Here is a 25,013-nt window from a genome sequence, read left to right as displayed (position 1 = left end):
TTCACAAGCTACAATTGGAGTAATGCTTAGTGCAGGTTTGAATATAGCTTCTAAAGTAAAGCTTTCAATTTCAGAGCAACCATAAACGGTAAATGCTTTGGCATAAATAGTTTGTAAAGGGGTTTCATTATAGAAGTTTTCTGAGTTTGAGATTTCATTTGTATTATTTTCAGCATCAGCTAGGCTTCTATAAAATTTGTAGGTAAGAGTATTGTCATTTGAAATAAGGTCATTTACATCATTCAAATTAAATAAGCTTACTCCGTCATTGTCATTATCGCATTGCACTAATTTTTGATTTGAAATTAGGACAGGAAGAGGATAAACAATAACTTCTTTATAAAAAGTTGTGGTGCCAGATTCAAAAGAGACATTACAAGAAACAATATATTTTCCCGGATTGTTATATTTGTGAGAAGGATTTAATTCTGTTGAGTTAGAACCATCTCCAAAATTCCATTCTGCAGAAACAATAGTTTTATATGAATCTAAGCTAAATTCGAAATTATCAGAAACACATTCATTATCAGTTATAATTCTATTTCTAAAGTAAGACTGAATAAAATTAGGTAAGCCATAATATGACAAACCATTTTCTAAGTTTATCGCATCATGTTCATAATCACTAGCTTCACCTAGTTTATCAGGTTGGTTAATAACCCCTAAAGTTTTTATGGGGTAAATTTCAAAGCCAGTGTAATATCCATTCTCGTCAAAAAGATTCTTTTTCTTTATTTGGGCTATATATATTTTACCATCTGAAGCTAATTGAGCAGAGGCACTAGCTCTAGTAGGTCCAGTCTTGAAAACAGGAACTCCAATATGATCTTCTCTAGGATCGTCTAAATCCATTTGCATGATAGTATAACTCCTTTTACTACTAGAAAATAAAGAAGGATAGTATAAGAATTTTGAATTTGGAGAAAAAGCTAAACCATAAGAACTATATCCTTCTGTGAAATTTAATAATAAATTAAGGTATTTAAATCTAGAAAGAGTACCTGTTGTATTGTCAAAATTATAAATGTAAATTTTAGTGTTAGTTGATAAAGCAACCTTACTACCGTCAGGAGAAGCTTTCATTTCCCCTGTCTTAAAAATAGGATCTATTTCATTTAACCTACTTTTTACAGGGAGTTTAATACCGTTTTCGGTTACGTTAAAGGCAAAAAACACATTGTCTGGTCCACCATAAGAATCACTTCCATAAGTAATAACCCAAACATCTTTTCCATTTTTATGATGAACAGCAGTAATTCTTGTAGCTGTTGAGTTTTCAAGACGTACGTTTTTTCGGACTACTTTTCCTAAAGGGTAGGTACTAGATATTTCGACTTCAGAATAATAAATTCCAGGAAACATTAAAGGAGCGTTGGTCTTAGTTTTTCTAGTAGAGAAAATATAATAAATATTATTGTTGTTGGGTTTGGGTATGATTATGGCAGGTTGAATCAATTCAGGTTCTCCAGCTAAGTCATCTCCGTTTTCCATTATTTGGTGCTCTTTATTCCAAATGGTTTGACCATTTGTGTAGAATAATAATTCTCCTTGATTGTTAGAGATACTGGAAGATCCTGTTTCTGTAGTCATTCGACTATTATTTAAAACATTTAAAAATCCACTATTGAACTGCATTGCTGCTTTATCTCCAAAGTACCAATTGTCGGCTTCTCTTTGAGAGAAACAAAAAAGAGAAGAAAAAAAAAGAATTATAAATATTAACTTATTCATAGCTAGTTAATTGTTTGAGAAAAGCTAATTTACAAAATAATAATAATATTTATAACAGCTAACTTTTGGTGTTTTAGAGACTTACTTCTTATTTTCTAATTAAAGAAAAATGCCCTGTTTTTTTACGAACTTCCCCGTTTTTATTTATTAATTCTGCTTTGTACCAATAATCATTTGTAGGTAGGGTAGTACCATTGTATACACCGTCCCAACCAGGGTGATTTTTATCGGTAATTTCACTAATCAATTTCCCAAAACGATTAAAAATTTGAACTTTAACAACATCATAATAATCATTATCAACACCTAACACTTTCCATGTGTCAAAATGACCATCTCCATTTGGAGTAAAATGACGTTGAAAGTATATGGTTGAAATTTGATCAGAAGATACAACGCCACACCCATTTCGATCTCTAACAGAAATAAAATTCAATCCAGGAGGAATATTGGTAAAGGTATATGTTAGGTTTTCGTCTCCTTTGACAAAATCACCAAAATTAGTGCTGTTCAGAGCATATTCATAATCTCCAATTCCATCTACAGTAATTTCTATTTTATTACTATCTGGATTGTCTTGGTCGTCCACAGATTTGATATTAACAATTAATGCTTGATTGGATTCTTTGACAAAAAAAGTGTTATATCCCATGGATGGGGTATTTATGTTAGGATACTTTCTGTATGCTTCAACTTTGTATTCACCTGCTGAATTAGCATTATAAATAGCCGAGGTTTCGTTTAGAATTAAATTACCATTTAAGTACCATTTGTAGGTGTCTGTGGTATTTCCAGTATCAGCATTTAAGGCTATAGAGTGTGGCTGTGGTGTTCGTTTAGGGTTGTCTACGCATAAAATTTCTTCGTTTAGATTTCCTTGTGGAATAGGTAGCTTTTCTACAAGTATTTTAAAATTCCCAACAGTTTCACAAGATGTTGTTCCTTTGTTAGAAATCCTTACATAGACATCAGAATTATTAGTAAATAAATGATCTTCATAAGGAGGGAGAATTTGATTTGTTTGTAAAGAGGCGTCTTCTACAGTTCTGTAATATTGAAAATCGTGAGTAGTTTGCGATAAGGCTCCTCCAGAATTATTGATTATTTGTTGAGTTTTGATTGAGAAATCAAAAAATCCATTACCTGTGCCTATACTAAATTTAGCATTTGCATTTGATGCATTTTGATCTAACTCACTAATATGTTCATCAGAGTATATATTTAATCCAGTAGGATTTACCTGTAAATCGATAACCTGAGTTTGATAACAGTTTGTAGTATTGTTTGTTACTTTTACTGTAATAGAATGATTTTTAGCTACTGAATTAGTATAGTTATTTTTGTTAAGAGGACTTGAAAAGTTACTATCAGAAGTTTCAAAAAAATCTATTGAAATATTAGAAAAATCATCAACTAAAGAAGCTTCCAAAAGCTCAAGGTTAAAAGCAGCAAACCCATCATAAGGATTACTATCGAAGTCACATTGAATATAGGGTTGAATTGTATTAATAGTAGGTTTAGGTTCGAATGTAACTTGAACTTTACCTGTATATGTTTTCTTACAATATGAATTAGACTCTATTTTAACTTCGTATAAACCGCTTCCAAAATTAGCGTTGTCTACAGTTAGTGTTCTTGTATTAGCTATTACTGTTCCGTCTTTTGACCATGTGTAACTATCGTTTGGATTATTAATTTCAGGAACTATTTCATAGCTGTCTCCTATACAAAATACTTGATTTGTGTTACTTAATACAGCATTAGAGTCAGCATTCAATAACTTAACAGGAGCAAAAAATGATTGGATAAAAGGAGGTAAGCCCTGAGAGGTTCTTCCTCTTCCTAAATCAATAGCTACTGGTTTGTATGTAACGTTTTTTGCGCTTTCATCAGGGTTTTCAATGGCGCCTAAATATGACTTATCAGGAATAGAACTGTATATTTTTCCATCTGAAGCTAGTTGTAAAGCGCCTCTATACCCAGATCCTCTCCATATTTGAGCTTTTGTTTGCGCTACATCTTTATCAAGTAAGTCGAATTGGAGAATACTAAAGGTAAATGGAGGAATAAATAATGAAGCGTAAAGTTTAGATGATTGAGGAGAGAATTCAACACCATAAGGTACTCCATCAACAGAAGGAGTAGTTAATATTTCTCCTGATGAAGTAATTTTTCCAGTGACATTATCAAAATCATACAATACCAAACGACCGTTTCCTGTATTTTGACCAGCTGTAAAGTCGGCCAAAGCTACTTTTGTTCCATCAGGCGATACTTTTAAATATCCTCTTTTATCTTGTAATATATAAGAAGATTTAGAAATAACAGGATTCAAATGGTCTACACCGTTTTGATCAATTTTATAAGCATAAAAAGTGTCCTCTACAATAGATAAAACCCAAATTTCTGTACAGTCTTTTCCTTGTACAGCTGTAACTTTTTCAGACCATCCCCAATCTCTGTTATTAGAAAGGTTGATAGGACCTGCTATAATTTCACCTCCATTTCCTTTTGTGATATCAATAGTGTAAAAGTTAAAACCAGGGTTTCTAGGGTATCCAGCATTATTAGGGATATAATCGGTTCCTACAGTGAAAATATAGTATATGTTTTTATTTTCAGGAGCAGGTACAATTAAACCAGATTGAGAACTTGATGGATTTCCTTGTAAATTATTAGCAAGTTGCCCATTAGAATACCTCATTAATTCGTGGTTTTTTGTCCATACTTTAATTCCATCAGAATAAAATAAAAGATTTCCATCTTCATCTGAAATAGTAGAACAACCTTCTTCGGTATTTAATGCGCCATTTGTTAAGGCGATTGGAGTTCCATTAAAATCAATTCCAGCTTTGTTTCCAAAATACCAAACATTGGCTTCTTTTTGACTATAAATAGAAAGTGAGCTTATACACAGAAATACAAAAAGTAGTTGTTTTACCATTTAAATAGATTTTTATACAGATAAAACAACTAAATTACATAAAACCCTCTATAAATCTCGTTTTTTTAACAAAGCATATGATGAATAGATAAAAATAGCTGTCCAAATTAACACAATTGTTATGTTGAATAAGCTAACAGAGTAGTCTTTGGTAAAGTTTTCTCCTATTTGACTCGCTACCGATTTCACAGCTCCTAATCTAGTAAAAGGTTCTTTAATTAAGTTAGCCATCGATTCTAAAGGAAAAAATTGCATAATACTGTTTACTGCTTCATCAGTTCCTGTTTTTACATCTCTAAAAGTCCAATACAAGTAGCCTTTAATTAAACTTTCAACAATTAACCAAACAATCATAGCTGCTACTGCAAATGCTGATCGCTTAATTAAAATTCCTAAAAATAAACCAAAAGAGAAAAAGCCTAATAGTTTTATGAAAAAAGCAACTAAGTAACCTAAATCTGAAAAAATAATAGACATTTCATTAAAATCTGAATAAATAGCACCAAGAATTAAAGAAACAACAAATACAAATAGAGTAGAAATAAAAGCAAAAGCAATAACAGTGTAGAATTTAGAAAGAACAAACTCTTTTTTACTTAAACCATCAATTAAATTTTGTTTTAACGTTTTATAGCTATACTCATTAGCCATCATAGAAACAATAACTAATAGTAAGAAAAATTTAAAAGTTGCAGCTATATAGGTATTAAAGTGCCAGATGTAAGGAAAATTGAAAATACCTTGTTCTGCTAAATGAAACTTAATCGGACCTATATCAAATTTTATTGCAGCAATTAAAGCAATTGATGTTAATAGGGCGAAATAAATAATTGAAAGAACTTTACTAGCTCTGTTATATTTTAATTTATGTAATTCTATATTTAAAAGTCGTAGCATGATGTAAGTTTATTGGTTGTTGGTAAGGTCTAAGAATTGTTGCTCTAAACTAGGTTTACGTTTTACTAAATGCGAAAGAGAAATTCCGTTGTCAAATAGAAATTTATTAATTTCTGAGGCAGACAATTCAGAAGATAAATTCGCAATTAAAACTCCATTTTCACTGTTAATAGTTCCTATTGAAGAGTGATTTTCTAAAAGTTGTTTAAGCTTGTTTTGATCTTCGGCTTGTAGCTCGAAAAATCCATTTGAAGCTGTCATTTCATCAACCCTACCACTGTATAATTTTACACCGTTTCTTATTACTACCACATGAGAACACACTTTTTCTACTTCATCAAGTAAGTGTGAGGCAAGTAAAATAGTCGTGCCGTTTTGAGCAATTTCTTTTATAATTTGACGAATTTCATGTATCCCTTGTGGATCTAGTCCGTTAGTAGGTTCGTCTAAGATTAATATTTCAGGATCGTTTAATAAGGCAGAAGCAATTGCTAAGCGTTGTTTCATTCCTAAAGAGTAAGTTCTGAACTTACTGTTTCTACGCTCGTAAAGATTTACAATTTTTAATTTTTCGTCTATTTTATCATACGAAACACCTTTTATTTTACAGATGAGCTGTAAGTTTTGAACTGCCGACATGTATGGATAAAAATTAGGACGCTCAATTATAGCACCTACTTTTTTTAAAGCTTCATGAGTAGATAGTTTACCATCAAACCAGCTAAAACTTCCTGAGGTTTTGTTAACTACATTTAAAATAATACCTAAAGTGGTTGATTTTCCACTTCCATTAGGTCCTAATATTCCGTAAACATTTCCTTTTTGAATGTCAAAAGAGAGGTTGTTTACCGCATGAACTTTTCCGTATTTTTTATCGAGGTTTTGTATAGATAAAATTGTTTCCAAGCTTTTTTGATTTTGTTGATTATATGTATTTGACGATTCATTCAAATTATTGTTACAATGTATAAAAAAAGTAACAGAAAATAGTTTAAAAGGAAAACATGGCTTTTTAGAAAGAAATAAAACCTATTCAGAAATAAATTTAACTAGATGGTTTAAAACCAAGGTAGTTTTGCATGTCAAATTATATTATTATGAAAAAAATAAACTACTTATTAGCGATTATTTTAACTACTGTTTTTTACGTAAGCTGTTCATCTGATGATGTTCAAGAAACACCAAATCAATTTATAATTGAAGGAAAAAATTATCCGATGGAATCAATTTTCGTAGAAAAATTCACAAAACATAGTAGAACTACTATATTGTTACATTTATTAAATATTACTGAACAAGATATAGAAGCTGCCCAAAACTCAGGTGTAGCTTTAACTGAGGTAGATTTCTTTTCAATTGCTGTTCGTGATGAAAATTTAACCTCAAAAACTTATACAACAAATAGTTTATCGTATGAGTTTATGACTGATGGAGAATTTTTAGGAGAATACGATAATGAACAATTACTAATGGAGTATGAAAATGGAGATGAAGTTACTTTAACTATAAATTCAATTAACGAAACTAACATTTCATTAGACTTTAAAGTGAAAAGAGTTAACGGAAGTGTAGCAACAGGAAGTTATAAAGGAAAGTACAGTACTATTGAAGAATTATCAGGAGCAAGATAGAAAAATAAATAGATTAGATAATAAAAAAGCTTAGGGTTTACCTAAGCTTAAATTTATTTAAAATGATATTATTTGTTGTCTATCAATCTAAATCCTTCACCATGAATGTTTAAAATTTCTACATTTTCATCATTCTTCAAATACTTACGAAGCTTTGCAATGTATACATCCATACTACGAGAAGTGAAATAGTTGTCGTCTCTCCAAATTTTCGTCAACGCTAATTCACGTGGCATTAAGTCATTTTTATGGATAGCTAACATACGTAATAACTTACTTTCTTTTGGTGATAATTTTTGAGGTTCACCACCTTTGTAAGTTAAGTGACGTAACTTAGAGTTAAAGTCAAACCCTCCAATTTTGAATTCGAACTCGTCACTGTCGTTTGTTTTTTCAGTTTCCTTACGTTGTAAAATAGCTTTGATTTTGTGTAATAAAACTTCTGAATCGAAAGGTTTATTCAAGTAATCGTCAGCTCCAACTTGGTAACCTTTTAAAACATCTTCTTTTAATGTTTTTGCAGTTAAAAATATAATTGGAATTTCTTTGTTTGTAGCACGAATGTCTTCAGCTAAAGAAAAACCATCTTTACGAGGCATCATAACATCTAAAATACATAAGTCGTACTCAGCATTTTTAAACATGATTAAACCATCGATTCCATCTTTAGCATGTGTAACATTGTAATCGTTAAGTGCTAAATAATCTTTAAGAACTGTTCCAAAATTAGGATCGTCTTCTACTAATAATATTTTTTTACTCCCCATTCCTTAATCTTTTATATTAATGGTAATTTAACTGTAAACGTGCTTCCTTTGCCTTTTTCACTCTCAACATAAACGGTACCTTGGTGGTTGTCTATAATTTCTTTAACATAAGATAATCCTAAACCATGACCTTTTACGTTGTGTATGTTCCCTTTGTGTTCTCTATAGAATTTATCGAACACATATTTTTGAGCATTTCTGCTCATTCCTATCCCTTCGTCTTTTATTTTAAAGATAAAGTATTTATTTGTGCTTTCAGTAAATACATCAATTTTTGGTGCGTTTTCTGAATATTTTAATGCGTTTTCTAACATGTTAACAACAACATTGGTTAAGTGAAATTGGTTTCCTAAAACCTCTGTTGAAATAGCTTCGAAGTGCGTTGTAACACTTCCTTTTTTGTCATCAGTCAATAATTGAATATGCTCTATAGCTTCTTCAATAATATCATGCATATCAACAGCATCTTTACTAATTTCAAGTTGATTTTTTTCTAGTCTTGAAATTCGCAATACATTTTCTACCTGCCCGTGCATACGCTTGTTTTCATCGCGAATCATTTGCACATAGCGCTTAATTTTTTCTTCGTCAGATATGATCTTTGGGTTTTTAATCGCGTCTAAAGCAAGATTAATGGTTGCAATAGGTGTTTTAAACTCGTGTGTCATATTGTTGATGAAATCTGTTTTTATTTCAGAAATCTTCTTTTGACGTATTACTTGGTATAATGATATTGAAAATGCAGCAATAATAATTCCTATAAAGAATAAGGAAAGTACTAATATTTCCATCATTCCTGATAACAAGTTTTTTCGCTTGTCAGGAAATTTTACATATAATTTATATTTACTATTTCCTTCTTCATCTTCAAGTAGAGGATAGTTAATATCTTCTGGCTGTATATTAAAATACCCCGATTTTAGTTGTGTTGCTAATCCGTCTTCATAAACAACATACTTAAAATCTTGAGTAATGTTCATTTTAGCGAATTCATCTTTCAGAATAAATTTTAATTCTTTATTACTTATTCTTTGATGTATTGCGTAAATACTTTTACTTCTACGAAAAGCATGTTCCATTACATCATCATTCCAACTTGGATAAGTTTTGTAAACAGAATAACGGTTTTCGCTTAAAAAGGGTTTAAAATCTTTGTTTTCTGATTTTATAACCTGAGAAAAGAAAATATCTTCTTTTCCTGAATATCGTTTAATAATGATAGAATCATTATCAACAAACTCACCAGGCATTTTAAAACTTTCTTCTAAAATAGAACTACCAAAAGAAAACTTAGTTTTGCTAACAGTATCAACTTGCTGAAAAAGAAACGTTGTTATTTCTGCTTCTGTTCTTAGTTTGTTACTTTCAAAGTAATCTTTATAGTTTTGCTGAAACTCTAAGTACTCTCTCTCTTTTATGTTTTCAGAGGTACGAGCTAAAGCAATGGTTACATTATTTTTAAATTGTTGTTGTTTGTTTTTTATAGCATCTTTTATCCAATATACTTGAATAGAGATAATTCCTATTAAAGAAATACTCATTAAAACAACAATGAGAATAAAGATTTTCTTACCCATTATTCAAAAATAAATTAATATAAGTTAGAGATATAATGTTTTAACTTAGATTAACAAAGTTATTGTAAAATTAAGAAAGTTTTAACAGTTAGGGTTAGTAAAGCGTAAATTATACAGTCCTTTTTGTTAAAGAATTATGGATTCTTAACACATGTTCTTTGGAGTAGTTAAGTGTTTTATTATCAATAATGTAATTGGATTGAAGTGTTTTTTTTGTGTCGCTCCATTGGTTTTTTATCCTGTTTTTTACTTCTTCAATCGTAGTGTTGTCTCTTTTTACAACTCGGTTAATCCTGACTTCTTCTGGAGCAGTAACAGTAATAATTTTATCGCAAAAAGCATCGCTACCGTTTTCAAAAAGTATGGCATTTTCATATAAAACGTAAGCTTTGTCAGAATTTTGTTTGATAAAAGCTTGCAAATGTTCATTAACAACAGGGTGAACAATAGAGTTTAACAAAGCTAATTTCTCTTTGTTTTTAAAAACGATAGAAGCTAAATATGGTCTGTTTAATTCGTTATTAATGTAGGTTTCTTTGCCAAATTCAGTAATTAAACGAGATTTAATTACTGGTGAAGTATGCATGAGCTTTTTGGCTTCATCATCTGCCATGTAAACAGCAATGTTTTTAAACTCAGAAAACATTTTTAAAATGGTCGATTTTCCACTACCAATTCCGCCTGTTAATCCTACTACCATATTATTCGTAAATTAAAAAGTCAATTTTATCGGGCACTATTCTTAGTACCGTAGCTAAATTAGGAGTATCCTTAAGTTTAGGTGTAAGGTAGTTTAACTCGTTATTTTCAGCGTCTAAATAATCACATTCTATTTTAAATAAATCAGGGGTAATTTCATTAAAGTTTTTCAAGCCTACTTTATAAATCACTTTTACTTTTTTAGGGAAAATGTTAATTCCTTTTGGGGCATTTTTAACAAGAACAGGCACTTCAATTTCCCCTTCTGTAAATTTGTCTACCAACAATTCAATATCTACTAATTTATGACTCGCTTTAAGCTGAATATTTTCAGGAAATAGAATAGAAGAGGTAATATTTGTGTTTTTAGAGATGTTCTCTAAAGTAGCGCTATCAAGGTTTAGAAACTCTATTCTGTTAACATCAGTTTCATCACCAGAAATTAAGATGCTATCTGGAGTGAGGTTTAAAGGTTTTGAAAGACCATATCCTAACTGAAAAGAGATATTTACATTAGGTTTTAACGGAACTTTTTTAGAACTCAACAATCCTATTTTTACAGGAATAGTATCCTGAGTGATGCTATTTAACTCAATATTATGTTTTAATTGATGTTGTATTTCAGGATGCAAGTTTTTTGATAAAAAATAATAGTTGCTTCCCTTTTTTTTAACCGCTTTGTCTAATTGTAGCGTGATTGGTTTGTGGTTAATGCTGGACATTAATAAATTATAACCACTACTTTTTACATTTAAGGTTAGTTTGTTAAAAGGAGCGTCAATCAATGTTTTTTGTTGAGGTAATTGAGTGTATTCAATGTCATATTCTACCTCTGCATTGTATTCTTTTGAAAGGTTTATGAGTAACCAAAAAAATATTGAGGCGATTAAGAAACCAAAAAAGGTTTTAGGTATGTTAACGTTTTTTTTCAAGAAAATAAATATTGATGCAATCTACATAAAAAACAAAAAAGTGAGCTAATTAGCTCACTTTTTTTATATCAGTGTATTACAGTTAGTTTTTACTTTCAGTACTGTATTTTTTGCTTAATTCCATTGAAATTGCAGAACGTTCAAATTTAATTTTACCAGCACCAGTTTCGATAGAAACCGTATTGTCAGTATCATTAATTTCAACTATTTTTCCATGAATACCACTTGTGGTAACAATTTTAGCTCCTTTTTTAATTTCTGTTTGAAACTGTTTTTCTTTTTTTTGACGACGCATTTGAGGGCGAATAATTAAAAAGTAAAAAACAGCAATCATTGCTACAAAAGGAAGCATGTTCATTAAACTTTCTTGAGAACTAGCTTGTAAAAAAATGGTTGTAAACATTATGCGTCTTTATTTTTAGGGGTTACCATACCAGAAATTTTGATAATTTCTCTACCTTTCTCAGTATTGGTAGTTAACGTAACAGATTTTGATTGTTTGTTAGTTCTTCCGCTTGTGTTAAAGCTAACTTTAATATCACCTGTTTCACCTGGTGCAATTGGGTCTTTTGTCCACTCAGGAACCGTACAACCACAAGATGCTTGGGCGTGTGTTATTACTAAATCACTTTTACCTGTATTGGTTACAACGAAAGTAGTTTCAACAACTTCACCTTCTTTAACTGTACCGAAATCAAATTCTTGTTTGTCAAAAGAGATCTCTGGGGCACCTTGGTTAATAGTGTTGTCTCTTTTTTCTGCATTCTCAACGTTTTCTTTTTTTACTTTTGATGAAGCATTACCTTGTCCACAAGAAACTAACATTCCTGCTGAAACAACAAATGCTAATGCTACTGCTATTTTCTTCATTGTAAAATATTTTTGTTTGTTGTAAAAATACTAATTTTTATAATAATCCTCTACCTATTTTCACCATCTTGTTAGAGCTAAGATAGTCTTTAGCTAATTTATCTAAAACACCATTGATAAAGTAACCGCTTTTATTAGTAGAATAATCTTTAGCTAACTCAATATATTCGTTGATAGAAACTCTACTTGGAATAGAAGGGAAGTGTAAAAATTCTGTAATAGCCATTTTTATAATAATCATATCAATATCGGCAATTCTATCGGCTTCCCAGTTAGGTGTTTTTTCTTTGATATCTTCTTCGTATTTATGCTGATTTAACATGGTTTTGTTAAATAAGTTGGATACAAAAGCTTGGTCTTCACTATCTTTATATAAACTACCTAAAATAAAAGGTTTGTTGGCTTTTTGCTTGTTAATAGTTTTTAAAACCCAAGTGTTTACAAAAGGAATATCGTCAACCCAAGAAATCATTTTATCCTCAAAATAATCCGCTAATTTTTCGTTAGGAGCTACAATTTCTCTAAAAAAGTCAATAACAAAAGCACGGTCTACATTAAAAGAATCTTCAACGGTGTCCATGTATTTTTTGTAGATATCACTTTTCTGTAATTCATCTAACAAAATTTTTACATACTCATCGTCAAGATCCCAATAATTTAATTTATTAAGCTCAACATACCCTTCTAAGCTTACGCTTTCTTTAAGTTGGTTTAAAACCTTGTTATTAATAAACTTTGTATTTGGATTAAGTTCTTCTTTAGTAGCAAGAATTTTCTTTTTTGAAAGCTCTATTCTCTTTCGAGCTAATTTTTGAACTTCAACTAATAATTGAAGATTTAAAACGTACAAGTCGTACATTTTTTGAATGCTGTGTTTTAAGAATTTTTCTTCCTTAACTAAATCATCGCTGTGCGATTGTTGCATCGCATATACCGACTGCATTACTTTAACACGAATATGTCTTCTGTTAATCATTCTAAAGAACTTTAAAAAAAAGAGCGATAGAAACTATTTCTAACGCTCTGCAAAAGTAAAACTTTTTTTTATTTTTTATCTAGCTATTTTGCTCTTTTTTGCGAGCATCAATTCTTGCTTGTGCAATATTGAAAGCAGCTTGATGTGTAGTGATGTTTTCTTTTTCTGATAAATTGAAAATTTCTAATGTAGTGTTGTAGATGTTTTCAGTTCTCTTTAAGCTTTCAGCTTTGTCGTAACCTTCAACTTCTGCATATACATTAATAATACCACCAGCGTTGATTAAGAAATCAGGAGCATACGCAATACCTCTTTCTTTTAACATCGTACCGTGTTTTAATTCGTTTGCTAATTGGTTGTTAGCAGCACCAGCAACTACTTGAGCTTTTAATTGAGCAATGCTTTCATCGTTAAGAGTAGCACCTAAAGCACAAGGAGCATAGATATCAAGGTCTAAACCAAAAATATCGTTTCCTAATACAACTTTAGCACCGTATTTTTTGCTTAATTCTTCTAAACGAGCTTCGTTAATATCGTTTAAGATAACTTGAGCACCTTCGTCAGTAATGTGCTTTACTAAAGTTTCACCTACGTGACCAACACCTTGAACTAATACTTTTTTACCCTCTAAGTTATCAGTTCCGAATTTATATTTAGCAGCAGCTTTCATACCCATGTACACTCCGTAAGCAGTTACAGGAGAAGGGTTTCCAGATCCACCAATTGCTTCAGAAACACCTGTTACGTGTGGAGTTACTTCACGAATAACATCCATATCACGAGTTTCCATCCCAACATCTTCCGCAGTAATATACTTTCCGCTTAAAGAGTTTACAAACTCACCAAACTTACGCATTAACGCGTCATTTTTTTGAGTTTTAGCATCACCAATAATAACTGCTTTACCACCACCAAGGTTTAAACCAGTAACAGCAGACTTATAAGTCATACCACGAGACAAACGTAATACATCGTTTAAAGCTTCCCATTCACTTTTATATTGCCACATTCTAGTACCTCCTAAAGCAGGTCCTAAAGTTGTGTTGTGAATACCAATAATTGCTTTTAAACCTGTATCTTCGTCGTTGCAAAAAACGATCTGCTCGTGATTGTCAAAAGATAATTGACCAAACACAGGGTCGTTCTTAAGATCTTTAGTATCAATGATTTCTGATGTCATTTGTTTTAGTTTTTTAATTTGAGATAATTTAAGCAATCTCAAAAATTCGAGCACAAAAGTAAGAAATCGTTAAAACAAAAGCAAAAAAAGAGAGCTCAATTATGGTATCTTTAACAAGAAGCTTCTTTTTAAGTTGAATTTTTATAAAAAAGTAAGATTGAAAGCATTACAGTATTTAAATAAGTATTTCATAAAGTATAAGTGGAGGTTATTGTTAGGGGTTTTTATAACTGTTCTAGCAAAAATATTTACACTAAGAATTCCTGATTTTGTTGGTGATTCACTAAATGTGGTAGAAGATTATCAGTTAGGAAAAATAACGGAGATATCAGAAGTAAAAAGCATTTTGCTAAACAATATTTTACTTATTATCGGAGTAACTTTATTAGGTGGTTTTTTTACTTTTTTAATGCGTCAAACCATAATAGTGATGTCTCGAATGATTGAATTTGATTTAAAAAACGAGATTTACCAACAATATCAGCGATTATCTCTTAATTTTTACAAGCAAAATAGAACCGGGGATTTAATGAACCGTATTAGCGAAGATGTGTCTAAGGTGCGTATGTATGTTGGTCCGTCTATCATGTATTCATTAAACATGTTAGTGTCTTTCGTAATTGGTTTTACTCAGATGTATGCAATTTCTCCAAAACTAACTCTATACACCATGATACCATTTCCAGTTTTATCGGTGTCGATTTTTGTGTTGAGTAAGCAGATAAATAAGAGAAGTACTATTGTTCAGCAATATTTATCGAAGTTAACAACCTTTAATCAAGAGTTTTTTTCGGGTATTAATGTGGTAAAATCGTATGCTATTGAAGATGCAGTAATCATAAATTTTGATGATTTAGCGGATGCTAATAAAGAAAAGAATATTGATTTATATAAAGTACAAGCACTGTTTTTTCCTCTTATGGTACTATTGATAGGAATTAGTAATATTATTGTATTGTATGTAGGAGGTACATTATATATAAATGATGAAATTCAAGTAGGAGCTATTGGAGCTTTTGTTATGTATGTAAATATTTTAACATGGCCGGTTGCTGTTGTAGGTTGGGTTACTTCTATGATTCAGCAAGCAGAAGCTTCTCAAGAAAGAATTAATGAGTTCTTACAGCATGTTCCTGAAATCCAAAATAACAATGAAGGTACGACGGATGTAGAAGGAGAGATTGAATTTAAACATGTTTCCCTTACGTATGAAGATACTGATATAACTGCATTAAAAGATGTGAGTTTTAAAGTTGATAAAGGAGAAACTTTAGCAATTTTGGGTAAAACAGGAAGTGGAAAATCGACCATTATCAACCTTATATCACGATTGTATGATACTACTGAAGGAACAGTGTTTATAGATGGACAAGATATTACAACGTGTAATTTATATGATGTAAGAAATCAAATAGGATTTGTGCCACAAGAACCTTTCTTATTTTCTGATACAATTGAAAACAACATCAAGTTTGGTAAAGAAGATGCTACGGAAGAAGAAATTATTGAAGCTGCTAAAAACGCTGTAATTCATGAGAATATCATCGATTTTAAAGAAGGATATAAAACCATTTTAGGAGAAAGAGGTGTTACACTTTCAGGTGGTCAAAAGCAACGAACCTCTATTGCGAGAGCAATTATTAAAGATCCGCAAATTTTAATCTTTGATGATTGTTTATCAGCAGTAGATACCGAGACAGAAGAGCAAATTTTATCTAATTTAGAGCGAGTTTCTAGCGATAAAACCACAATAATTATTAGTCACAGGGTGTCTTCAGCAAAAAATGCCGATAAAATTATCGTATTAGATAACGGAAAGATAATTCAACAAGGTGTTCATAATCAATTAATAAAGGAAAAAGGATATTATAAAGACCTGTATGAACAACAACTTTTAGAAAAAGAAATATAGCAATTCGTATTGCCAAGTCAAATATTTTGTTAGATTTGTTGAGAAATTTTAAGTAAACAACTATTATTTAAAGCGAATTATGAGCGAGAGAGTAGAACAAGAAGAAATCTTTTCACAGGTTTTAAGAGCAGGAAGAAGAACGTATTTTTTTGACGTTAGATCTACAAAGGCAGATGATTATTATTTAACAGTAACAGAAAGTAAAAAATTCACTCACGATGATGGGTCTTTCCATTATCAGAAACATAAAATTTACTTATATAAAGAAGACTTTACTGATTTTGCAGAAATGTTAGGAAGAGCAACAGACTTTATTGTAAACGAAAAAGGTTCTGAAGTAATTAGTGAACGTCACCAAAAAGACTATAAGAGAGAAGAAGGCATAGCTACAGAAGCCTCTTCTACAGAAAGTTTTACTGATGTTTCTTTTGACGATATTTAAAACAGAAGATAACTGTTTTGTATAAACCCTAAACACAAATTACAATTTGTGTTTAGAGCTTGGTTTGTGCATAAAAAAATCAATTCAAATTCAATTTACACTTAAAAACCGCCAGTTGTGCACAAGCAATTGGTGGTTTTTGCTTTTAAACAAGCGATTTTATTTTGTTTGGTAGTTTTGATGCGAATTCAACCAGCTGCTTATACGTTAAAGTTCTACCTACTCTACTATTAAGTTTATCTTCACGCTGGTTAATCCTAAGTAATTTTTGTTTCATAGGAAAGCGAATTTTAAGTTTACCTAAATATAGTAAAAAAAGCTGTATTTCAGAGGGTTAATATTTCTGTTAGGTGAAAAGTTTTATAAAATAGGGGATTTTCCTATAAAACTTTTTTCATTGTAGTGGTCTTAGCTACGGTTTCTTGCCACTCTTTTATAGGGTTGCTATCTCGTGTAATTCCGCCGCCTACATATATATATATCGTGTTATTTTCAACTTCCATGCAACGTAAATTCACAAACAAATTACTTTCTTTAGAGTTGATGTTTAACTCTCCTAAAAAACCAGTATAAAAACTTCTGTGATAGTTTTCAGTATTTAAAATAAATTCTCTTGAAGCTTCTAAAGGCAACCCGCAAACAGCAGGAGTAGGATGTAAGGTGTTTATTAAAGTAGCATTATCCGTTTTTAGCGTCCCGTTAATAATAGTTCTTAAATGAAGTAAATTACCAGCTTTAATAGTTTCGGTATCAGAAGTGGTTATTTCTGAACAGTAATTTATAAGTTTATCTGTAATATAATCAGTAACAAACTGCTGTTCTTCTATTTCTTTAGGTTGCCAAGAAACATTGGTAGTGCCATTATAAACTTGTGTTCCAGCCAAAGACATAGTAGTAAAGGTGGTGCCTTGAATACTCACTAATGTTTCAGGAGTAGCGCCCAACCACAAACCAACTTTTGGATGATACCAAACATATACAAAAGCTGTAGGGTAACTATTTAAAAGTTTTTGAAAAGTCTCAATAAGGTTGAATTCTGGTAATTCAACTTTTTCTTTTCTGGAAAGAACTACTTTTTTAAATTGATTATTCTCAATGGCTTGTATTCCTTTTTCAACAAGTTGAATATGGTTTTCTTCGGAAGAAGTATCAGGTGTGCGATTAGTATTGTTATTAGAAGAAATAGAATCTATACTTACTTCTTCTTCAAAATAAGTAGATTGATTTTCAGGAATTAGAATAGCTTTTTCTCTATTATCAAACGGAGCAAAAATAAATCCGCTTTCACTATAGTTTTCAGAAGTAATTAACGTAGCATTTTGCTGAAACCAACCCTTCAGTAAAGATGTATTAGGTTTTCTGTAGGCAACAAAGGGTAATTGTTGTTTTAAAGCTTCTTTTATGTTTGAAAAAATACTCAATCTAGTTCTTGTATTAAAAGTTGTTTAATCGTGTCAAATTTACTCCAAATAAACCCATGACCTGCATCAGAAATGTTAATTAACTTAAACTGATTTTTAGGGAAGTGTTGTTCTAAAAATATTGAGTTTTCTTGAGGAACAATCCAATCATTTGTGCCATGAATACTTACTATTTGGTTTGGGGTTGATTTCCAGTTGTTTTCAAATTTTTGTAAATCTTCTTTATGTGATAATTTTTCTCTGCTAGCTTCTTGCCATATGGGTGGAACAAGCCATCTGGTAAGTTTCCATTTATAAAAATTCAAGGTCCAAGGCATCGGTTCTACTTTGCTGTATATAGCAGGAGCCAATAATAGTACTTTATGAACTTTTTTTTGAAGAGCTAAAGCAATGGGGCCTCCATAAGAATATCCAACAACAATTGTTTTTTTAGGATTTACATCTTGTAAAATATCTTGAAGCATGTCACGCTCAAAAGCAATACTTTCTTGAACCGGATTTTTGTCTTGATAATTGTAACCAATCCTATCATATGAAATCATATTAGCTTTACTAAGTAGTAAACTGTCTTTCATGTATTTTACAAAATCGGTAGAAGAACCTATGGTTCCATGAACAAAAACTAGCGTAGGTAAGGTGGTGTCTTTTACAATAGAAAGTTTTCTGTATTCAAATCCTTTAAAATTTTCGTGAGAAAGTGTAGGTATAACAGAACTTTGATTAAACTTTTTAAGCACTTGTTGATCAGATTTTGGAGCAGAAAACTTCCAAAATAAGAAGTATAAAACAAGTAGAATTACAAAAAGACTAATTCCTGTAAATTTCAAGATTTTTTTCAACAATTTCACATGAATAAATTTTGAGTTAAAATATTGATTTTTAAGTTTTAGATATATTTGTTCGTTGTTAAGCGTAGCCGAAGCATAAAGCTTTTGAACTCTTTTTTATTCATGTCCTTGTTATTTAAGCGATTATTTAAGTGTGCTTAATCCCTCTATGGGGGTTCAATGCTACTGTTTGTCTAAAACAATATTGGTTATCTTACAAAGCGAAATCAAATTGTTATCTTCATCTACAATCTTTACTTCCCATAAATGTGTAGTTCTACCTTTATGAATCGCTTTAGCAGTAGCAAAAACATGTCCTTCCTTTTTACTTTTGATATGATTAATGCTTAGTTCAATTCCTTTTATAATTTTATTAGAATCTCTTAAAAAAAATGCAGAAGCACAACTTCCAACCGATTCTGCTAAGGCAGCTGTGGCTCCACCGTGTAATATTCCATAGGGTTGATGCACTTTTGAAGTTACAGGCATTTTGGCAGTAATAAAATCATCCCCCAAATCAATAAACTCAATTTCTAAAGTTTCCATTAGGGTGTTTTTATTGTAATTGTTTAAGATTGTAAGAGATTCTTGCTTGTTCATTTTACTAAAAATTATCATTCAAAAATACGTATTTTTGTACTGACAAAAAATGATAGAATGTATAAAGTACGCGTAATTTTAGATACAAAAGAAGATGTAATTAGAACCCTAATGGTAAGTGAAAATAATTCGTTAGAAAATTTGCATTTTGATATCGCAAAATCGTTTGGTTTTAACGGACAAGAAATGGCTTCTTTTTACCGTACAGACGAAGATTGGAATCAAGGAGAAGAAATTCCGTTATTTAATATGGTAGAAGCAGGTGAAGGGGTGTCAATGGCAACTTGTATATTGAATGAAACTTTACCGAATATGCACGATAAGTTAATTTACGTGTATGATTTCTTACAAATGTGGACCTTTTATGTAGAAGTAATAGAACAGTCTGACGAAGCTGTTACTGAAACAAAAATGATATTATCAATTGGACAAGTTCCAGAAGAAGCTCCAGAAAAGGAGTTTAAAGCAGATGATTTATCTACAAATTTAGATGATGAGTTTGGCGATGAATTTGACGATGAGTTTAATGATTTTGAAAGTTTAGACGATTTTGATTTTGACAATTACTAAGCCATGGCACAATTTATAAAGTTGTATAACGACAATCCGAACCCTAAAGAGATTCAAAAAATTGTAAAAGTTTTACAAAACGGAGGAGTAATAATTTATCCAACCGATACGGTTTACGGGTTGGGTTGCGATATTACAAATGCTAAAGCTTTAGCTAGAGTTGCAAAAATTAAAGGAATAAAGCCAGAAAAGGCAGATTTTTCCTTTGTGTGTAATGACTTAAGCCATTTGTCAGATTATGTAAAGCAAATAGATACAGCTACGTATAAAATTTTAAAGAGAGCTTTACCAGGACCGTATACTTTTGTATTACCTGGTAGTAATACGTTGCCGAAAGCGTATAAAAAGCGTAAAACGGTAGGTATACGTGTGCCTGATAATAATATTGCAAGGGCAATTGTGGCAGCTTTAGGAAACCCAATAGTGTCTACTTCTATTTATGATGAAGACGAAGTATTAGAGTATACTACAGATCCTGAATTAATCTTCGAAAAGTGGCAAAATATTGTAGATGTTGTTGTTGATGGAGGCTATGGAGATAACCATGCATCTACCGTAATCGATTTAACAACCGATGAGCCAGAAGTGATTCGTGAAGGAAAAGGAAGTTTAGATATTTTGTAATGCCTAGAATTGAGTTAATCACTTATATAAATTCATCTAAAAAAATCGTTTTTGACTTATCTCGTAGTGTAGAATTACACAAAATATCAACTCAAAAGACAAAAGAAGAAGTCGTTGCTGGTAAAATGACGGGCTTAATAGGGTTGGATGAAAGTGTTACTTGGAGGGCCAAACATTTGGGGTTTTATCAAGAACTGACTTCAAAAATTACAGAATATAAGTATCCAGAATATTTTGTAGATGAAATGCAAAAAGGAGCTTTTAAAAGTTTTCGACACGAACATTATTTTATTGAAGAATTTGAGAATAAAGTAAAGATGATCGATGTGTTTGAATATGTTTCTCCTTTTGGTTTTCTAGGAAGATTAATAGATAAAATATTCTTGAAAAAATATATGATAAACTTATTACTAGAGAGAAATAAGGTTATCAAAGATTTTGCAGAAACAGATGCATGGCGTGTTATTTTATAAAAACTTTAATTTTTAATTAAAACATTAATCCTTATCTTGTTACATAATAGAAAAGGATATATGTTTTTACTGGAAAGATTCCCTAACGACAGCGGACCAATATATCAAGAAACAATCGCAGGTAGGTTACTTGTTGAACCTTTCAATACATTTAGCAATCTTATTTTTATAGTGTTATTGATTTACTTCGGAAAGAGAGTTTATCAAAACCCTAAGCAATATCCGTTTTTTCTGTTTGCCATTCCTGTAATATTCATCAGTTGGGTAGGAGGTACCATGTTTCACGGAACCCGAAGTCATGAATTTTGGCTGTTGTTAGACTGGGTACCTATTATGCTTGTATGTTTAGGTGCAATCATTTATTTCATCGGAAAAATAAAAAGAAATTGGTGGCAACGAATAGGCATATTACTTGCAATACTTTTAGTGTCTATTTTACCTCGTTTTTTACCAATACCAGTAGGGTACAGAACATCGTTTGGGTATGCAGTAACAGCCTTAGCGGTGTCAACTCCTTTAGTGTGGTACGCTTATAAAACACATTGGAAAAATGTAAAATATATAGCTTACGGAGTGTTAATATTCTGAATGGCGCTTTTGTTTAGAACGTTGGATAATAAAATTGAATTATTACCCATGGGAACACATTGGTTATGGCATACCTTTGGTGGTGTAGCAGTTTTTTTTCTGCTTTACTACATTTATAAAGATGAAAAAGAATTAACGTAAATCTTCAAACTTTTTTCTCCTTCTAGCATAATATTGCCAAACAATAGAAGTATATAATGCGTAGTTTGATTCCTTCGGAAGTTTTTTCCTCTTTTTTAAAAATATTGGAAGGTGTGCGTAAAAACTAAAATGAGCTTTTAAAATGGCAAAAAGATGTTTTGGTTTTCCTTCTAATAAAAATTTAACTCCAGCTAAGCCATCTAATACTAAACGAAAGAAAATAATCGGAAGTAATTTAAATAGTGGTAAGTTTTTAACTAGGTTAAGTAAACTATTCCTGAAATTTAAAAACGTTTTTTTAGGGTTTAAAGTATCTAATGTTGCTCCACCTACATGGTATACAGTGGATGCTCCTACATATTTTATAGTATGCCCACTATTTTTAGCACGCCAGCATAAATCAATTTCTTCTTGATGTGCAAAAAAGTCTTCGTCAAAACCGTTGAGCTGATGAAATACTTTGGAACGGATAAAAAAACAAGCTCCTGAAGCCCAAAATATTTCGGTAGTATCGTTGAATTGTCCGTTATCTGTTTCCAAGTCGTTAAACAAACGTCCACGACAATAAGGATACCCAAAAGCATCAATAAAACCACCAGCAGCACCAGCATATTCAAACTTTGTTTTGTCCTTAAAATCTAAAATTTTCGGTTGAATAATTGCTGTATCCGGTTCTTTTTCAAAAGTATCAATAACGGGAGTTAACCAGTTTTCGGTAACTTCAATATCAGAATTTACTAAACAATAAATGTCGGCATTAATATGTTGTAAGGCATCATTGTAACCTTTTGCATACCCGCCGTTTTCGGTATTTCTAACAATTTTTACTGAAGAGAAATATTGTTTGATAAATGCAATAGAACCGTCTGTAGAAGCATTGTCAGCAACATATACTTGAGCATCTTCACAACTAAAATTCACGACAGAAGGTAAAAACTGCTCAAGCAATTTTTTCCCATTCCAGTTTAATATGACAATAGCTGTTTTCAAGACGGCAAATTTACAGTTTATAAATGAAATTCTTGTTAAAAAGCATGAGTCATTCTGTGTTTCGTCATTCCGAACGAGGTATGAGGAGGAATCTCATAAGTTAAGTAATTCTCATGTTTAAGACTTCGTCTTCCATTTTGATAGTGAAGCAATTTTTCGGTTTGAAATAAAGGTATTTACTTGTACTCAGGAATATCTCTTAAAAACACATAGGTTTCGTTCTCTTTATCGAGCATACAAAAAAAGTGTTGCAGTCCGTTGGTTACAATGAGGTAATTTGCATCGAGTTTTAAGTTATAACGCGCAATTTGATCAAAAGTATCTTGAGTAATTGGTATGTGTGGAGCTTTACATTCTACAATAATATTCGGATGTCCGTTCGAAGCAAAAATCACAATATCAGTACGCTTTTTTAGGTTGTTGATAATCAATTGTTTTTCAATAGCAATTAAAGAAATAGGATAGTTTTTTTCTTGAATTAGTAATTGAACAAAATGTTGGCGTACCCATTCTTCAGGAGTTAAAACCACATATTTTTTTCTCAAATTATCAAAAATAAGCGTCTTATTTTCGTTACTTTTGAGCTTGAATGTATAGCTAGGAAGGTTGAGCTTTTGCATAAACCAAAAGTAAGAAAATGAACGAAATTAAATCTATCATATCCGATATAAAAGGAGGTAACATCAAACCCATTTATTTTTTAATGGGAGAAGAACCATATTACATTGATAAAATTTCAGATTATATTGAAGACAACGTGCTTGATGAGTCTGAAAAAGGATTCAACCAAGTAGTTATGTACGGTCGTGATGTGTCGATAGAAGAAATTGTATCGTCGGCAAAACGTTTTCCAATGATGGCTGAAAAGCAAGTGATTATTGTTAAAGAAGCGCAAGATTTAAGTCGTTCTATAGAAAAGATTGAAAGTTATGCAGAGAACCCTCAACCGAGTACGGTGTTGGTGTTTAACTACAAATATAAAAAGCTCGATAAACGTAAAAAGGCGTACAAAGCCATTGCTAAAAGCGGACTTATTTACGAGAGTAAAAAACTATACGATAATCAAGTAGCCGATTGGATACGTCAGGTGTTGGGTGGAAAAAAGTTTAATATCGAGCCAAAAGCAGCTCAAATGTTGGTAGAGTTTTTAGGAACTGACCTGAGCAAGATTAGCAATGAACTTGATAAACTAACTTCAGTATTACCTGCAGAAACTATTATTAGCGATAAGCACATTGAAGAAAATATCGGTATTTCTAAAGATTTTAACAATTTTGAGTTGCGTAAAGCAGTAGGGCAGCGTGATGTGGTAAAAGCGAACAGGATTATCAATTATTTTGCTCAAAACCCTAAGAATAATCCGTTAGTAATGACAATTTCGTTACTAAACAGTTTTTTTACACAGTTATTAATGTACCACGGATTAAAAGATAAATCGAAAGCTTCGGTTGCTAAAAACTTAGGAGTGAATCCATATTTTGTGGATGATTATGTAAATGCAGCTCGTAACTACCCAATGAGAAAAGTATCACAAATTATAGCCTTATTACGTGATGCCGATGTAAAAAGCAAAGGGGTTGGTGCTAACCAAACCCATGCCGATATTTTAAAAGAATTGTTGTTTAAGATTTTGCATTAAGGTGATTGTATATGAAAAGTAGCGGATTTTTATTTGCTAATTTTTTGGATTATATCTAACCTTTATTTTATTATTTATCTTTTATTTAAGCACCAAAACCGCTATTTTTTATATACGTCTTAAGTTAGCAATTGGCTTTTTAGTTTATATTATACTGTAAATCCAACCATCGTAAATAATACGGGTCTGAAATACTCTTTTTTACCTTCTCCTTAATTTCTTTATTTGTTCTAATCTTTTCTGAATTTAAAACTGAACAAAGGACAAGGAATTTAGATAATGGATATATTTTCTGTTTGTTTTCTGGAAATAAATAAAAATTGAGCCTACTATTTGACCTCTCAAAATCAGAAAATGAAAGTATCTGATTTGCTAAGGTTACTGTATTGGTAATTCCAGAGGATATTTGGTTGTAAAGTAATTTCTCTACTTTAACGCTATTAGTTATTAGAAGTCGAGATAAAATTGCCGTTACTTGTCTTCTCAAAAATGTATCTGTTTGCCATAAGTTTTTATACTTATCTATAAACTTATATAAATCTTCAGGATGGTTGTATTTAGCTTTAAACCACAAAACACAAT

26 protein-coding genes are annotated in these 25,013 nt (G+C 31.2%); 8 read left to right on the top strand and 18 right to left on the bottom strand.

The genetic code is table 11. The annotated features are described in order from the left end of the window. The 4 genes from OU788_RS07820 to OU788_RS07805 all read right to left on the bottom strand — a co-directional run. On the bottom strand, positions 1-1,731 hold a 1,731-nt coding region (locus OU788_RS07820), incomplete at its 3' end, for a PKD domain-containing protein (RefSeq protein WP_274634656.1). Positions 1,732-1,819: 88 nt separating this feature from the next. Then, positions 1,820-4,675, bottom strand: coding sequence for a T9SS type B sorting domain-containing protein (locus OU788_RS07815; protein WP_274634655.1), 2,856 nt, complete (start codon positions 4,673-4,675; stop codon positions 1,820-1,822). A gap of 48 nt (positions 4,676-4,723) precedes the next feature. Next, positions 4,724-5,572 (bottom strand): ABC transporter permease, encoded by an 849-nt coding sequence (locus OU788_RS07810; RefSeq protein ID WP_274634654.1) that lies wholly within the window; start codon positions 5,570-5,572, stop codon positions 4,724-4,726. Positions 5,573-5,581: 9 nt separating this feature from the next. Further along, on the bottom strand, positions 5,582-6,478 hold the full coding sequence (locus tag OU788_RS07805) for an ABC transporter ATP-binding protein (RefSeq protein WP_274634653.1): 897 nt from the start codon (positions 6,476-6,478) through the stop codon (positions 5,582-5,584). 191 nt (positions 6,479-6,669) lie between these two features. On the opposite strand from OU788_RS07805, the gene OU788_RS07800 reads away from it, so the two are divergent. Continuing rightward, the gene (locus tag OU788_RS07800) at positions 6,670-7,203 is read left to right on the top strand and encodes a hypothetical protein (RefSeq protein ID WP_274634652.1); all 534 of its coding nucleotides are present in this window, start codon (positions 6,670-6,672) and stop codon (positions 7,201-7,203) included. A gap of 68 nt (positions 7,204-7,271) precedes the next feature. Here the strand turns inward: OU788_RS07800 and OU788_RS07795 are convergent, their stop codons facing one another. The 8 genes from OU788_RS07795 to OU788_RS07760 all read right to left on the bottom strand — a co-directional run bounded on the left by OU788_RS07795 (position 7,272) and on the right by OU788_RS07760 (position 14,204). Next, a complete protein-coding gene (locus OU788_RS07795; protein WP_274634651.1) occupies positions 7,272-7,970 on the bottom strand; it encodes a response regulator transcription factor in 699 nt (232 codons plus the stop codon). Between the two features lie 11 nt (positions 7,971-7,981). Then, entirely contained in the window at positions 7,982-9,547 is a 1,566-nt protein-coding gene (locus OU788_RS07790; protein ID WP_274634650.1) for a sensor histidine kinase, read from the bottom strand. Between the two features lie 109 nt (positions 9,548-9,656). Further along, positions 9,657-10,247: a dephospho-CoA kinase gene (gene coaE, locus OU788_RS07785; protein WP_274634649.1), complete on the bottom strand. Its 591-nt coding sequence runs from the start codon at positions 10,245-10,247 to the stop codon at positions 9,657-9,659. A gap of 1 nt (position 10,248) precedes the next feature. Continuing rightward, positions 10,249-11,178, bottom strand: a complete 930-nt coding sequence (locus OU788_RS07780; RefSeq protein WP_274634648.1) for a hypothetical protein — start codon at positions 11,176-11,178, stop codon at positions 10,249-10,251. An 82-nt stretch (positions 11,179-11,260) separates the two neighbouring features. Next, the gene (yajC, locus tag OU788_RS07775; RefSeq protein WP_274634647.1) at positions 11,261-11,581 is read right to left on the bottom strand and encodes a preprotein translocase subunit YajC; all 321 of its coding nucleotides are present in this window, start codon (positions 11,579-11,581) and stop codon (positions 11,261-11,263) included. After that, positions 11,581-12,048, bottom strand: a complete 468-nt coding sequence (locus OU788_RS07770; protein ID WP_274634646.1) for a DUF1573 domain-containing protein — start codon at positions 12,046-12,048, stop codon at positions 11,581-11,583. Before OU788_RS07770 ends, yajC begins: the two co-directional genes overlap by 1 nt. 37 nt (positions 12,049-12,085) lie before the next feature. Further along, positions 12,086-13,024: a transcription antitermination factor NusB gene (gene nusB / locus OU788_RS07765; RefSeq protein WP_274634645.1), complete on the bottom strand. Its 939-nt coding sequence runs from the start codon at positions 13,022-13,024 to the stop codon at positions 12,086-12,088. Positions 13,025-13,103: 79 nt separating this feature from the next. After that, positions 13,104-14,204 (bottom strand): Glu/Leu/Phe/Val family dehydrogenase, encoded by a 1,101-nt coding sequence (locus OU788_RS07760; RefSeq protein ID WP_274634644.1) that lies wholly within the window; start codon positions 14,202-14,204, stop codon positions 13,104-13,106. A 157-nt stretch (positions 14,205-14,361) separates the two neighbouring features. On the opposite strand from OU788_RS07760, the gene OU788_RS07755 reads away from it, so the two are divergent. Both OU788_RS07755 and OU788_RS07750 read left to right on the top strand, forming a co-directional pair. Beyond that, complete coding sequence (locus OU788_RS07755) at positions 14,362-16,116, top strand: ABC transporter ATP-binding protein (RefSeq protein ID WP_274634643.1); 1,755 nt, start codon at positions 14,362-14,364, stop codon at positions 16,114-16,116. A 79-nt stretch (positions 16,117-16,195) separates the two neighbouring features. Then, positions 16,196-16,558 (top strand): PUR family DNA/RNA-binding protein, encoded by a 363-nt coding sequence (locus tag OU788_RS07750; RefSeq protein ID WP_274634642.1) that lies wholly within the window; start codon positions 16,196-16,198, stop codon positions 16,556-16,558. Positions 16,559-16,938: 380 nt separating this feature from the next. Here the strand turns inward: OU788_RS07750 and OU788_RS07745 are convergent, their stop codons facing one another. The 3 genes from OU788_RS07745 to OU788_RS07735 all read right to left on the bottom strand — a co-directional run bounded on the left by OU788_RS07745 (position 16,939) and on the right by OU788_RS07735 (position 19,406). Continuing rightward, on the bottom strand, positions 16,939-17,979 hold the full coding sequence (locus OU788_RS07745) for a chorismate-binding protein (RefSeq protein WP_274634641.1): 1,041 nt from the start codon (positions 17,977-17,979) through the stop codon (positions 16,939-16,941). Next, a complete protein-coding gene (locus OU788_RS07740; protein WP_274634640.1) occupies positions 17,976-18,806 on the bottom strand; it encodes an alpha/beta fold hydrolase in 831 nt (276 codons plus the stop codon). Before OU788_RS07740 ends, OU788_RS07745 begins: the two co-directional genes overlap by 4 nt. 183 nt (positions 18,807-18,989) lie before the next feature. Beyond that, positions 18,990-19,406, bottom strand: coding sequence for a PaaI family thioesterase (locus OU788_RS07735; protein ID WP_274634639.1), 417 nt, complete (start codon positions 19,404-19,406; stop codon positions 18,990-18,992). 57 nt (positions 19,407-19,463) lie between these two features. Here OU788_RS07735 and OU788_RS07730 point away from each other — a divergent pair, with 57 nt between their 5' ends. The 4 genes from OU788_RS07730 to OU788_RS07715 are packed head-to-tail and all read left to right on the top strand — an operon-like array spanning position 19,464 to position 21,661. Then, positions 19,464-19,976 carry an IS1096 element passenger TnpR family protein gene (locus OU788_RS07730; protein ID WP_274634638.1) on the top strand — a complete coding sequence of 171 codons (513 nt, stop codon included), beginning with the start codon at positions 19,464-19,466 and terminating at the stop codon, positions 19,974-19,976. A gap of 3 nt (positions 19,977-19,979) precedes the next feature. Next, entirely contained in the window at positions 19,980-20,600 is a 621-nt protein-coding gene (locus OU788_RS07725; RefSeq protein WP_274634637.1) for an L-threonylcarbamoyladenylate synthase, read from the top strand. Then, entirely contained in the window at positions 20,600-21,073 is a 474-nt protein-coding gene (locus tag OU788_RS07720; RefSeq protein ID WP_274634636.1) for an SRPBCC family protein, read from the top strand. The genes OU788_RS07725 and OU788_RS07720 overlap by 1 nt, the downstream gene beginning before the upstream one ends. A 36-nt stretch (positions 21,074-21,109) precedes the next feature. Beyond that, positions 21,110-21,661, top strand: coding sequence for a ceramidase domain-containing protein (locus OU788_RS07715; protein WP_274634635.1), 552 nt, complete (start codon positions 21,110-21,112; stop codon positions 21,659-21,661). A gap of 132 nt (positions 21,662-21,793) precedes the next feature. Here OU788_RS07715 and OU788_RS07710 read toward each other — a convergent pair whose 3' ends face one another. Next, positions 21,794-22,792, bottom strand: coding sequence for a glycosyltransferase family 2 protein (locus OU788_RS07710; RefSeq protein WP_274634634.1), 999 nt, complete (start codon positions 22,790-22,792; stop codon positions 21,794-21,796). A gap of 176 nt (positions 22,793-22,968) precedes the next feature. Then, entirely contained in the window at positions 22,969-23,412 is a 444-nt protein-coding gene (locus OU788_RS07705) for a type I restriction enzyme HsdR N-terminal domain-containing protein (protein WP_274634633.1), read from the bottom strand. Positions 23,413-23,429: 17 nt separating this feature from the next. Between OU788_RS07705 and holA the strand changes: the two genes are divergently transcribed. After that, positions 23,430-24,431 carry a DNA polymerase III subunit delta gene (gene holA / locus OU788_RS07700; protein ID WP_274634632.1) on the top strand — a complete coding sequence of 334 codons (1,002 nt, stop codon included), beginning with the start codon at positions 23,430-23,432 and terminating at the stop codon, positions 24,429-24,431. Between the two features lie 139 nt (positions 24,432-24,570). On the opposite strand, the gene OU788_RS07695 is transcribed toward holA, so the two are convergent. After that, a partial coding sequence (locus tag OU788_RS07695) for a hypothetical protein (protein WP_274634631.1) occupies positions 24,571-25,013 on the bottom strand: 443 nt, incomplete at its 5' end.

This window comes from Tenacibaculum sp. L6 (genome assembly GCF_028823685.1).
GTDB lineage: Bacteria > Bacteroidota > Bacteroidia > Flavobacteriales > Flavobacteriaceae > Polaribacter.
This window is presented reverse-complemented; position numbering and strand designations above follow the sequence as displayed.